This is a genomic window from Saccharomonospora marina XMU15, assembly GCF_000244955.1.
GTDB lineage: Bacteria > Actinomycetota > Actinomycetes > Mycobacteriales > Pseudonocardiaceae > Saccharomonospora_A > Saccharomonospora_A marina.
Window position 1 is genome coordinate 3,607,636 of record NZ_CM001439.1, and the last position, 11,606, is coordinate 3,619,241.

An 11,606-nucleotide genomic window follows, 5' to 3' on the forward strand; every position below is an offset into this window, starting at 1 on the left:
GATCACCCCGGCCGAACAGGGCCTCGCTCGCCGTGACGACCTGGCGCGTCTGCTGCCGGCCGTGCACCAGGTCGGTCAGCTCCTGCGCCAGTCTGCGTTGCGCCAGACGCGCCGAGGGCCGGGTCACCGTTGCCTGCTCCAGTTCCGCGATCTCGTCCGCGTCCAGGAAGGTCAGCAGCTTCAGGCAGGTCACCACGTCCGCGTCGGGCAGGTTGACGAAGTACTGGTACCACGCGTAGGGCGAGGTCAGCTCCGGGTCGAGCCAGACGTTGCCACCACCGGTGGACTTGCCCAGCTTGCGCCCCTCGGAGTCGGTGATCAGCGGGGTGGTCAGCGCATGCACCTGTTCGCCGTGCACCCGGCGGATCAGGTCCACACCCGCCAGGATGTTGCCCCACTGATCGGAACCGCCGACCTGCAACCGCACCCCGTAGCGCTCGAACAGCTCGCGGTAGTCGGTGGCCTGCAACAGCAGGTAACTGAACTCGGTGTACGACATGCCGTCGCCCTCCAGCCTGCGTCGCACCGTCTCCCTGGCCAGCATCGTGTTCACCGAGAAGTGCTTGCCGACGTCGCGAAGAAAGGCGGGCACCGTCATGGAGCCGAGCCAGTCGAGGTTGTTCACCTCGACGGGCGCCACGTCCGGATGGTCGAAGTCGACGAACTTCGCCAGCTGGCCGCGCAACCTGCCCGCCCACTCGCGCACCTGCTCCTCGGAGTGCAGCACCCGCTCGCCCACCTCCCTGGGGTCACCGATGAGCCCGGTACCCCCACCGGCGAGCAGTACCGGCCGGTGGCCCGCGTCCTGGAAGCGGCGCAACATCAACATCTGCACGAGGTGCCCGGCGTGCAGGCTCGGCGCCGTGGGGTCGAAACCCGCGTACACCGAGATCGGCCCGCCGTCCAGGTCCCGGCGCAATGCGTCGAGATCGGTGGACTGCGCGATCAGACCGCGCCAGGTCAGCTCGTCAAGGATGTGCTCGCTCACGTCCCGCATCATCCCTCACGGTCGCGTCACGCGCGTACGCGCCCGCCCTCCCCGCCGGTAGGTGCTGACAGCGGGCGAACCGGCGATCCAGAACCGCCACGGCACGTCCATCGCCGCGGCGACCCCCACCCTCGGCCCCGTGTGAATCCGGTCGCTCGGCACCGGGCTGCCTGCCAGCAGCCGCACCGGCGAATCCGCGTCGGTGAGGTCGATGCCGTTGTGGTCCCTGTCGATGCCGAGCACCGACGTCAACACGGCGGGCCCCTTGGCGACCGCACCGCCGCCGCGTGCCCTGGGGCGGCGGGAGGCGGCCAGCTCCCTGCCCTCGACGACCTCCCCGGCGCGCAGCAGCACCGCGCCCGGTTCGCCGTCGGTGAGGCCGACGATGTTGGCGCAGAAATGCATGCCGTACACGAAATAGACGTAGAGGTGCCCGGCGGGGCCCCACATCACCTCGTTGCGCGGCGTGCGGCCCCGGTAACAGTGCGACGCCGGGTCGTCCAGCCCCCGATAGGCTTCCACCTCCGCCAGCCGGACCCGCACCACACCGTCGTCGCCGCGCGCCTCCAGCACACAGCCCAGCAGCCTGCGCGCGAGCGCCACCGGGTCAACGGCGAGTTCCTCGCGTTCCATGACCCGCTCTCCGACGCCGCCACCGCTCACCCGCAACCCCCGCTCGCCGCACATTTCGCCGATCAAGGCTAGTACCGCGATCGTGGGGCATACGCACGGGTCACAGCTCGAGCAGTTCCGGGCTCACCGTCGCGACATCGCCCGGGCGGAGTCCTTCGGCACCGCGAACGGCCCGCCTGACCGGCAGCAGGTAGCCCCGGGTGCGGTCGGGAAAGGCGGAGCTCGACCACCTGGTGGCGCCGATACCGACCCGTACCCTCGACGACCCGAACCCCTGCGGGGGCCTGCCAGCGCGGCAGGATGCCCTCGGCCAGGTCGTCGGGCAGGGTCGCGAACTCCAGCTGTCGCGGCGTTGGAGGCCCACACCCACAGTCGCGCCTCGAATTCGCAGATCACCCCGGCAGGATGGCACCGGGCACCGACAAGTTGGCGACGGCCGCACCCGCGGCCGCCCGCCGTCAGCCGAGTTCGGCCAACCGCGCCACAGCGGGCGCCATGCCGTCGATCCATGCCGCGGGTGAACCGGTGGTCGGCGTGACGATGGCCGCGTGTACCCCGAGCTTGGCGTAGTCGGCCATCGCACGCACGAACTCGTCACGGGTGTCGGGGCTCGGCCGTGGATTGTTGGCCAGCACCGTCTTGTGGATCTCGTCGTAGTTCCTGCCGACGTCGTCACAGTGCCGTCGCAGCACGTCGAGCTTGTGTTCGACGTCGGAGGGCGAGGAGGCGAACAGGTTGCAGGCGTCGCCGTAGCGCGCCACCAGGCGCAGCGTCTTGCGTTCGCCGCCGCCGCCGATGAGCACCTTCGGCCGGTGGAGCGGCTGCGGTGAGCACAGCGTTTCGGCCAGCTGGTAGTGCTTGCCCTCGAACGGCCCGTTGTCGTCCGGGTCCCACATCCGGCCGCAGATGCGCAGCGTCTCCTCCAGCCGCTCGAAGCGCTCGGCCACCGGCGGGAACGGCACCCCGAGACCTCGGTGCTCCCGCTCGAACCAGGCGGCGCCGATGCCGAGCGCGGCACGGCCACCGGAGAGCACGTCGAGCGTGGTGACGATCTTGGCCAGCAGCCCGGGGTGACGGTACGTCACCCCCGTGACGAGCAGGCCGAGCTCGATCGTGGAGGTGTGCGCGGCCAGGTAGCCGAGTGTGGTGTAGCCCTCCAGCATGTGTGCCTCAGCCGGGAGGCCGGTCGGTTCGATCTGGAAGAAATGGTCCATGAAGGACAGCCAGGTGGCGCCGCTGGCCTCCGCCGAGGCACCCACCCTGGCCAGCTCACCGGCGATCGCGCCCGTGCCACCGTCGATGTCGAAGATAGGGATGTGAAAGCCGAGCTCCATGAAGGTGGTCCCCTTGTTTCCGATGGCCGATCCCTGCGCCGCCGACGCTAGCCGCTGGAGCGCACTCCAGGTCAAGCCGGCGGCAGGGCCCGCGGCGCGGTGAGCCGCCGTGGCCGACGCGCGTTGGCACCCACGGTGGCGGCTGCCGTCGGGCTGGGCCCACACCGGCCCTGACCGGGCTGCACCTCAGCAACCTTCGGCCGCCACCCACGCACGGTGCTCGGCCGCCAGGGCGCGCAGCCGCTCCCGCTGCTCGGCGACGCGCGCCGGAGCGGTGCCGCCCTTTGCGTCACGGGAGGCCACCGACCCCGCCACCGTCAGCACTTCGCGCACCTTAGGGGTCAGCGCCGGGTTGATCCGGGCCAGTTCGTCGTCGGTCAGCTCGGGCAGCCCCACTCCCCTGCTCTCGGCCACGCGGACGCACTCACCCGCGGCCTCGTGCGCGACCCGGAACGGCACGCCCTGGCGCACCAGCCACTCCGCGATGTCGGTGGCGAGCGTGAACCCCGCGGGAGCCAGTTCGGCCAGCCGGTCGGTGTGGAAGGTCAGCGTCGAAACCATGCCCGCGATCGCGGGGAACAGTAGTTCCAGTTGCGCCACGGAGTCGAACACCGGTTCCTTGTCCTCCTGCAGGTCCCGGTTGTAGGCCAGCGGCTGCGCCTTCAACGTCGCGAGCAGGCCGGTGAGGTTGCCGATGAGCCGTCCCGACTTGCCGCGGGTCAGCTCGGCGACGTCGGGGTTCTTCTTCTGCGGCATGATCGAGCTGCCGGTGGCCCATGCGTCGTCCAGGGTCACGTAACCGAACTCGGCGGTGTTCCAGATGATGACTTCCTCGGCGAGTCGGGACAGGTTCACCCCGAGCATCGCCAGCGCGAACGCGAACTCGGCGGCGAAATCGCGTGAGGCGGTGCCGTCGATCGAGTTCTCCACCGAGCGGGGAAAGCCCAGTTCCTCGGCGACTGCCTCGGGGTCCAGCCCCAGCGACGACCCGGCCAGCGCGCCCGAGCCGTACGCGGATTCGGCCGCTCGGGCGTCCCAGTCGCGCAGCCTGCCGATGTCACGCAGCAGCGACTGCGCGTGCGCCAGCAGGTGGTGGGCGAGCAGCACGGGCTGCGCGTGCTGCAGGTGGGTGCGTCCGGGCAGGATCGCGTCCGGGTGCCGCTGCGCCTGCGCGACGAGCGCGTCGAGTACGTCCAGCGTGCCGGACACGATCCGGCGTGCCGCGTCGCGCAGCCACATCCGAAACAGCGTCGCCACCTGGTCGTTGCGGGAACGGCCCGCCCTGAGCTTGCCGCCGAGTTCGGCGCCCGCCCGCTCGAGCAGGCCCCGCTCCAGTGCGGTGTGCACGTCCTCGTCCGCGACGGTCGGGACGAACGCGCCGGAGGCCACGTCCTCGGCGAGCAGGTCGAGTGCGGCGAGCATGGCGGCCAGTTCGTCGTCGCTGAGCAGGCCTGCCTTGTGCAGCACGCGGGCGTGTGCCCGCGAACCCGCGATGTCGTAGGGCGCGAGCCGCCAGTCGAAGTGCGTCGACGCGCTCAGTGCGGCCATCGCGTCCGCGGGCCCGGCTTCGAACCTGCCGCCCCACAGGCGGGCGGGCTGCCCGGAGTCGTTCACGCTCGCCTCTCAGCCCTTGCTCTGCTGCCGCTTCGCGGCGATCTTGCTGGGCAGGCCCCACAACTGCACGAACCCCTTCGCCAGCGACTGGTCGAAGGTGTCGCCCTCGTCGTAGGTGGCCAGGTTGAAGTCGTAGAGCGACTCCTGGCTGCGCCTGCCCGTGACGGTGGCGGTGCCGCCGTGCAGCACCATCCGGATGTCGCCGCTGACGTGCTCCTGCGCCTTGCCGACGAACCCGTCGAGTGCCTCCTTCAGCGGCGAGAACCACAGGCCGTCGTAGACCAGCTCACCCCAGCGCTGTTCGACCTGCCGCTTGAACCGGGCCAGGTCGCGCTCGATGGTGACGTTCTCCAGCTCCTGGTGCGCGGTGATCAGCGCGATGGCGCCGGGCGCCTCGTAGACCTCGCGGCTCTTGATGCCGACGAGCCGGTCCTCCACCATGTCGAGCCTGCCGATGCCGTGCGCGCCCGCGCGCCGGTTGAGCTGCTGGATGGCCTCCAGCACCGTCACCCGCTTGCCGTCGATGGCCACCGGCACGCCCTTGTCGAAGGTGATGACCAGTTCGTCGGGTGCCTGGAAGTGCACCGTCGGGTCCTGGGTGTAGGAGTAGACCTCCTTGGGCGGGGCGTTCCACAGGTCCTCCAGGATGCCGGTCTCCACCGCCCTGCCCCACACGTTCTGGTCGATCGAGAACGGCGACTTCTTGGTGACGTCGATGGGTAGGCTGCGGTCCTCGGCGTAGGCGATCGCCTTCTCCCTGGTCCACGCGAAGTCCCGCACCGGCGCCAGCACGTCCAGGTCGGGGGCCAGCGCGCCGATGCCGACCTCGAAGCGCACCTGGTCGTTGCCCTTGCCGGTGCAGCCGTGGGCGACGGTGCCCGCGCCGTGGTACTTGGCGGCCTCCACGAGGTGCTTGACGATCAGCGGCCGGGACAGCGCCGACACCAGCGGGTAGCGGTCCATGTAGAGCGCGTTGGCCTGCAGCGCGGGCAGGCAGTACTCGTCGGCGAACTCCTCGCGAGCGTCGGCGACCACCGCCTCGACGGCACCGCATTCCAGCGCCCGCTTGCGGATGGTCTCCAGGTCCTCGCCGCCCTGCCCGAGGTCGACGGCCACGGCCACCACCTCGGCACCGGTCTCCTCGGCGATCCAGCCGATCGCCACCGAGGTGTCGAGCCCGCCCGAGTACGCGAGCACCACCCGGTCAGTCTTGCTGTTCACTGTCGTTGTCTCCGTTCGTCACGTCCGGGGTCGATCGCTGCGCCAACGCCGCGAATCGTTCGGCCAGGTCCTTGCCGGTGAGCGGTTCCCGTGCGATCACCGCCACCGTGTCGTCGCCCGCGATGGAGCCGACGACCTCCTCCAGCGCGGCCCTGTCGATCGCGCTTGCCATGAACTGCGCCGCCCCCGGCGGGGTGCGCAGCACCATCAGGTTGCCCGACGGCTCCACCGACACCATCAGCTCGGCGAGCAGTCGCGACAGCCGCGACGTGCCGCCCTGCACGCCACGAACCGGGCTGCCGTCCTCGGGGATCACGTACACCGGCGCACCGGAGTCGGCTCCGCGCAGCTTCACCGCGCCCAGTTCGTCGAGGTCTCGCGACAGGGTGGCCTGGGTGACCTCGATGCCCTCGCCCGCGAGCAGCTTCGCCAGTTCGGTCTGGCTGTGGACGGCCCTGCTCGACACCAGCTCGACGATCCTGGCCTGGCGACCTGCTCTGCTCATCGTCGCTGCTCCAGCAGCCACACCAGCAGCGCCTTCTGTGCGTGCAGCCGGTTCTCCGCCTCGTCCCACACCGCGCTCGCGGGGCCGTCGATCACCTCGTCGGTGATCTCCGCGCCACGGTGGGCGGGCAGGTCGTGCAGCACGATCGTGTCCTTGCCGGTCCTGGCCAGCAGGTCGGCGTTGACCTGGTACGGCTGGAAGGGTGTGACGCGGTCCTTGCCGTCGCCCTCCTGCCCCATCGAGGTCCACGCGTCGGTCGTCACCACGTCGGCGCCGTCCACGGCCGCGTGCGGGTCGGTGAAAACCTCGGCGCTGCCGCCGGTGGCAGCGGCGCGCTCGCGGACCGCTTCCAGCACCCACGGCAGCGGGTGGAAGCCCTCCGGCGCGGCCACCCTGACGTGCAGGCCCGCCGTCACCCCACCGAGTAACAGCGAGTGCGCCATGTTGTTGGCCGCGTCGCCTAGGTAGGTGAGCGTCAGACCGGACAGCGTGCCCTTGCGTTCCCGCACCGTCTGCAGGTCGGCGAGGATCTGGCAGGGGTGGAACTCGTCGGTCAGCGCGTTGACGACGGGCACGCTGGCGGTGTGCGCGAACTCCTCGATCCTGCTTTGCGCGAACGTGCGCCACACCACCAGGTCGACGTAGCGGGAGAGCACCCGTGCGGTGTCGCCGATGGTCTCCTCGCGACCGAGTTGCATGCTCCTGCCGTCGACGATCACCGGGTGGCCGCCCAGTTGCGCGATGCCGACCTCGAAGGAGAACCGGGTGCGCGTGGAGTTCTTCTCGAAGATCACCGCGATCGCTTTCGGGCCCGCGAGCGCGTCACCATGAGGCTGCTTCTTCAATTCGTCGGCGAGGTCGAGAACGGCGGCCTGCTCCTCGGGGGCGAGGTCGTCGTCGCGGAGGAAATGGCGGGGCATGATCGTCAGTCCTCCTCGGTGGTCGCGTCCAGCACGCCGGGCAGGGCCGCGAGGAACTCGCCCGCCTGTTCCCTGCCGAACACCAGCGGCGGGGCGAGCCGGAGCACGTCCGGCTGCACCGGGTTGATCAGAAAACCCGCTCGCTGCGCGGCGGCGGCGACCTTGGCCGAGACCGCCTCGCGCAGCAGCACGGCGAGCAGCAGGCCCCGGCCCCGCACACCCAGCACCATTGGGTGCTCCAGCCGTTCGATGCCCTCGCGGAGTTCCTTGCCGACCGTACTCACCTGCTCGAGCAGGCCCTCGGTCTCGATCGTGTCGAGCACGGCCAGCGCCGCGGCACAGCACACCGGGTTGCCGCCGAAGGTGGTGCCGTGCTGTCCCGGTTCGAACAGCGAGGCCGTTTCACCGACCGCGACACAGGCGCCGAGCGGCAACCCACCGCCGAGGCCCTTGGCGAGGGTGAACACGTCGGGGGTGATGCCCGCCTGCTGGAAGGCGAACCAGCTGCCGAGCCTGCCGATACCGGTCTGCACCTCGTCCACCACCAGCAGCGCACCGTGCCTGCTGGTGAGCTCCCGTGCCGCACGCAGGTAGTCGTGGGGCGGGACGACCACACCGTTCTCGCCCTGCACCGGCTCGACCACGAACGCGGCGGTCTCGTCGTCGATCTCGGCCTCCAGCGCGGCGACGTCGCCGTAGCGGATGTGCCGGACTCCTGGAACCAGCGGCTCGAACGGCGTGCGCTTTCCCGGCTGGCCGGTCAGCGACAACGCGCCCATGGTGCGGCCGTGGAACCCGCCGTCGGTGGCGATCACCTTGGTCCGGCCGGTGCGCCGGGTGAGCTTGAACGCCGTCTCCACCGCTTCCGCGCCGGAGTTGCAGAACAGCACCTTCCCACCGGCCACACCGGACAGTTCGAGCAGGCGTTCCGCCAGCGTCAGGGCTGGCTCGTTGATGTAGAGATTGGACGTGTGACCCAGCGTCGCCACCTGCTCCGTCACGGCGGCCACGATCGCGGGGTGCGCGTGGCCGAGCGCGTTCACCGCGATTCCGGTGACCAGGTCGAGGTAACGGTTGCCCTCGGCGTCGGTCACCACCGCGCCCTCACCTCGGGTCAGTGTCAACTGCGGCGTTCCGTAGTTGTTCATCATGGCGGACTGCCACCGCGTCTGGTTGTCCTGGTTGGACACTATTCGTCCCCGTCCTTCGGCAGGACCATCGTGCCGATGCCCCGCGAGGTGAACACTTCGAGCAACACCGAATGCGCGATCCTGCCGTCGATCACGTGTGCCCTGCGCACGCCACCGTTGACCGCCCGCAGGCACGCCTCCATCTTCGGGATCATGCCGCTGGCCAGGTCGGGCAGCATCCGCTCGAGCCGGTCCGCGGTGATCCGGTCCACCAGTGAGGACCGGTCCGGCCAGTCGGCGTACAGGCCCTCCACGTCGGTGAGCACCACCAGCTTCTCCGCGCCGAGCGCTGCGGCCAGCGCGCCCGCCGCGGTGTCGGCGTTGACGTTGTGCACCACACCGTCGGCATCCGGGGCCACTGTGGACACCACGGGAATCCTGCCCGCGTTGACGATGTCGAGCACCGCGTCGGGGTTGACGTCGGCCACCTCCCCGACCAGCCCGACGTCGACCGGCTCACCGTCCACAGTGGCCTGCTTGCGCTCGGCGGTGAACAGGTGCGCGTCCTCACCGGAGATGCCGACGGCGTAGGGTCCGTGCGCGTTGATCAGCCCGACCAGTTCCCTGCTCACCTGCCCGACGAGCACCATCCTGACGACGTCCATGGTCTCCGGCGTGGTGACCCGAAGGCCGCCCTTGAACTCGCCGACGAGCCCCAGCCGGTCCAGCATCGCCGAGATCTGCGGCCCGCCGCCGTGCACCACGACCGGGCGCAGCCCCGCGATCCGCAGGAACACCATGTCCTCGGCGAAGGCACGCTTGAGCGCGTCGTCGGTCATCGCGTTGCCGCCGTACTTGACCACAACGGTGGCGCCGTGGAACCGGCGCAGCCACGGCAGCGCCTCGATGAGCACCTCGGCCTTCTGCGACGCGCTCACCAGCCGCTCGTCGGCGCCGATCAGGGACTGCGAGTCGGTCATGTCGAGTACGCCGAGTTCTCGTGCACGTAGGCGTGCGTGAGGTCGTTGGTCCACACGGTCGCCGAATCCGTGCCCGCCTTGAGGTCGACGGTGACGGTAACGGCACGGTCGGTGAGATCCACCTTGTCCCTGGGCTCCCCCGGTCCGCCGCCCCGGCACACCCACACCCCGTTGAACGCCACGTCGAGCTCGTCCGGCTCGAACGCCGCGCCGGTCGTGCCCACCGAGGCGAGGATGCGTCCCCAGTTCGGGTCCTTGCCGTACACCGCGCACTTGAACAGGTTGCTGCGGGCGATCGCCCGGCCCACCTCCACCGCGTCGGACTCGCTGGCGGCTCCCACGACCTCGATCGCGATCTCGTGCTCGGCGCCTTCGGCGTCGGCGAGCAACTGCATGGCCAGGTCGTGACACACCTGCCGCACCAGTTCGAAGAACTCCGCGTCGTCGGGCCGCACCCCTGACGCCGCGCTGCACATCAGCAGCACCGTGTCGTTGGTGGACATGCAGCCGTCGGAGTCCAGCCGGTCGAAGGTCACCCTGGTCGCCTCCCGCAGCGCGCGGTCGGCGGTCGAGCCGTCCACGTCGGCGTCGGTGGTCAGTACGACCAGCATCGTCGCCAGCGCGGGTGCGAGCATGCCCGCACCCTTGGCCATGCCCGCCACACGGTAGCCCGAGCCCTCCCGCACCGCCTGCTTGCTGCGGGTGTCGGTGGTCATGATCGCCTCGGCGGCCGCGGCGCCACCGTCGTCGGACAGCTCGGTGAACGCCGCCGCGATGCCGGTGGACAGCTTCTCGGCGTCGAGCTGGTCGCCGATCAGGCCGGTGGAGCACACCACGACGTCGATCGGGCCGATTCCCAGCCCTTCGGCCACCTGCTCGGCGGAGGCGTGGGTGTTCTGGAACCCCTGCGGGCCGGTGTAGCAGTTGGCGCCGCCGGAGTTGAGCACGACGGCCTTCGCCCTGCGGTCGGCCATCACCTGCTCGCTCCACAGCACCGGGTTGGCCTTGCAGCGGTTGGTCGTGAACACGGCGGCGGCGGCGTCACCGGGCCCGTCGTTGACCACGAGTGCCACGTCCGGCTTGCCACTGGGCTTGAGTCCCGCGGTGACGCCTGCGGCGCGAAAACCCTTCGGGGCTGTGATCGTCACGGTGCGACTCCCACGGTGGGCAGCCCCGCGGTCTCCGGCAGGCCGAGGGCGATATTCATGGACTGGACGCCGCCACCGGCGGTGCCCTTGGTGAGGTTGTCGATGGCCGCCACCGCCACCAGCCGACCGGCATCGACGTCGACGGTGACCTGCAGCTGCACGTTGTTCGATCCCAGCGTGGCGGCCGTGGTCGGCCACGCGCCTGCCGGCAGCAACTGCACGAACGGCTCGGCGGCGTAGGCCTTCTCGTACGCCACGCGAACCGCGTCGGCGTCGACGCCTGCGGCCAGCGGAGCGGAAGCGGTGGTGAGGATCCCACGCGGCATGGGGGCGAGCACCGGGGTGAACGACACCGTGACCGGGCGGCCCGCGACGGCGCCGAGGTTCTGGCCGAACTCCGGCGTGTGCCGGTGGGCGCCGCCGACACCGTAAGCGCTGGCCGAGCCCATCACCTCGGAGCCGAGCAGGTGTGGCTTGAGGCTGCGGCCCGCGCCGGAGGTGCCGGTGACCGCCACGATCGTGGCCTCGGGCTCGGCCAGGCCTGCCGCGAACGCCGGTGCCAGCGCCAGCGTGCCGCCCGTGGGGAAGCAGCCGGGGACGGCGATGCGCTTCGCGCCGCGCAGCCGCTCCCGCGCACCGGGCAACTCGGGCAGCCCGTACGGCCAGTGGCCCGCGTGTTCGCCGCCGTACCACCGTTGCCAGTCCTGCGCACTCACCAGCCGGTGGTCGGCACCGAGGTCGATCACGACGACGTCGGGGTTCAGCCGCGCGGCGATCTCGGCGGAGTGCCCGTGCGGCAGCGCGAGGAACACCACGTCGTGCCCGGCCAGCGCCTCGGCGGTGGTTTCGCCGACGACACGGTTTGCCAGCGGGGCCAGGTGAGGCTGGTGCCGGCCGAGCGGCGTTCCGGCGCTGCTGGCCGCCGTCACCGCCCCGATCTCCACCTCGGGGTGGGTGAGCAGCAGGCGGAGCACCTCGCCGCCCGCGTAGCCGCTCGCTCCGGCGACCGCTACCTTTACCGTCATGTGAATGATTATGCATCACGCCGCAAAATCAATCAAACCGGTTTCAGCGCGGCACATGGTGCGGCTGGCCTGGGCGGCAGCGGCGCAGGACTCGCCGACCGGAGCGCA

The 11,606-nt window shown here is 70.7% G+C and carries 12 protein-coding genes (1 of these 12 running past the window's edge); all 12 read right to left on the minus strand.

Features of this window, described 5'->3' with window-relative positions; genetic code table 11:
* Window positions 1–988, minus strand: the 5' portion of a protein-coding gene (gene tyrS / locus SACMADRAFT_RS17060; RefSeq protein ID WP_040926527.1) for a tyrosine--tRNA ligase. It extends 287 nt beyond the left edge of the window; the window shows 988 of its 1,275 coding nt (coding positions 1–988); the start codon lies at window positions 986–988; its stop codon lies off the left edge, out of view.
* A 15-nt stretch (window positions 989–1,003) separates the two neighbouring features.
* The gene (locus SACMADRAFT_RS17065) at window positions 1,004–1,621 is read right to left on the minus strand and encodes a DNA-3-methyladenine glycosylase (RefSeq protein WP_009155078.1); all 618 of its coding nucleotides are present in this window, start codon (window positions 1,619–1,621) and stop codon (window positions 1,004–1,006) included.
* Between the two features lie 100 nt (window positions 1,622–1,721).
* The gene (locus SACMADRAFT_RS29185) at window positions 1,722–2,063 is read right to left on the minus strand and encodes a DUF1905 domain-containing protein (RefSeq protein ID WP_332307134.1); all 342 of its coding nucleotides are present in this window, start codon (window positions 2,061–2,063) and stop codon (window positions 1,722–1,724) included.
* A gap of 16 nt (window positions 2,064–2,079) precedes the next feature.
* The gene (locus SACMADRAFT_RS17070; protein ID WP_009155079.1) at window positions 2,080–2,955 is read right to left on the minus strand and encodes an LLM class F420-dependent oxidoreductase; all 876 of its coding nucleotides are present in this window, start codon (window positions 2,953–2,955) and stop codon (window positions 2,080–2,082) included.
* A gap of 186 nt (window positions 2,956–3,141) precedes the next feature.
* Entirely contained in the window at window positions 3,142–4,569 is a 1,428-nt protein-coding gene (argH, locus tag SACMADRAFT_RS17075) for an argininosuccinate lyase (RefSeq protein ID WP_009155080.1), read from the minus strand.
* A 9-nt stretch (window positions 4,570–4,578) separates the two neighbouring features.
* Window positions 4,579–5,790: an argininosuccinate synthase gene (locus SACMADRAFT_RS17080; protein ID WP_009155081.1), complete on the minus strand. Its 1,212-nt coding sequence runs from the start codon at window positions 5,788–5,790 to the stop codon at window positions 4,579–4,581.
* Window positions 5,774–6,295: an arginine repressor gene (locus tag SACMADRAFT_RS17085; RefSeq protein ID WP_009155082.1), complete on the minus strand. Its 522-nt coding sequence runs from the start codon at window positions 6,293–6,295 to the stop codon at window positions 5,774–5,776. Before SACMADRAFT_RS17085 ends, SACMADRAFT_RS17080 begins: the two co-directional genes overlap by 17 nt.
* Window positions 6,292–7,215, minus strand: a complete 924-nt coding sequence (gene argF, locus SACMADRAFT_RS17090) for an ornithine carbamoyltransferase (RefSeq protein WP_009155083.1) — start codon at window positions 7,213–7,215, stop codon at window positions 6,292–6,294. Before argF ends, SACMADRAFT_RS17085 begins: the two co-directional genes overlap by 4 nt.
* A 5-nt stretch (window positions 7,216–7,220) precedes the next feature.
* Window positions 7,221–8,405 (minus strand): acetylornithine transaminase, encoded by a 1,185-nt coding sequence (locus SACMADRAFT_RS17095; protein ID WP_009155084.1) that lies wholly within the window; start codon window positions 8,403–8,405, stop codon window positions 7,221–7,223.
* Window positions 8,405–9,325 carry an acetylglutamate kinase gene (gene argB / locus SACMADRAFT_RS17100; protein ID WP_009155085.1) on the minus strand — a complete coding sequence of 307 codons (921 nt, stop codon included), beginning with the start codon at window positions 9,323–9,325 and terminating at the stop codon, window positions 8,405–8,407. Before argB ends, SACMADRAFT_RS17095 begins: the two co-directional genes overlap by 1 nt.
* Window positions 9,322–10,473, minus strand: a complete 1,152-nt coding sequence (gene argJ / locus SACMADRAFT_RS17105; RefSeq protein ID WP_009155086.1) for a bifunctional glutamate N-acetyltransferase/amino-acid acetyltransferase ArgJ — start codon at window positions 10,471–10,473, stop codon at window positions 9,322–9,324. The genes argB and argJ overlap by 4 nt, the downstream gene beginning before the upstream one ends.
* Window positions 10,470–11,498, minus strand: coding sequence for an N-acetyl-gamma-glutamyl-phosphate reductase (argC, locus tag SACMADRAFT_RS17110; protein ID WP_009155087.1), 1,029 nt, complete (start codon window positions 11,496–11,498; stop codon window positions 10,470–10,472). The genes argJ and argC overlap by 4 nt, the downstream gene beginning before the upstream one ends.
* Window positions 11,499–11,606: the final 108 nt, after the last annotated feature.

Excerpts from the sequence above, each read along its gene's own strand:
- SACMADRAFT_RS17065 (WP_009155078.1), bottom strand. The coding sequence starts at position 1,621 with ATGGAACGCGAGGAACTCGCCGTTGACCCGGTGGCGCTCGCGCGCAGG.
- SACMADRAFT_RS17070 (WP_009155079.1), bottom strand. The coding sequence starts at position 2,955 with ATGGAGCTCGGCTTTCACATCCCTATCTTCGACATCGACGGTGGCACG.
- SACMADRAFT_RS17085 (WP_009155082.1), bottom strand. The coding sequence starts at position 6,295 with ATGAGCAGAGCAGGTCGCCAGGCCAGGATCGTCGAGCTGGTGTCGAGC.
- argF (WP_009155083.1), bottom strand. The coding sequence starts at position 7,215 with ATGCCCCGCCATTTCCTCCGCGACGACGACCTCGCCCCCGAGGAGCAG.
- argB (WP_009155085.1), bottom strand. The coding sequence starts at position 9,325 with ATGACCGACTCGCAGTCCCTGATCGGCGCCGACGAGCGGCTGGTGAGC.
- argC (WP_009155087.1), bottom strand. The coding sequence starts at position 11,498 with ATGACGGTAAAGGTAGCGGTCGCCGGAGCGAGCGGCTACGCGGGCGGC.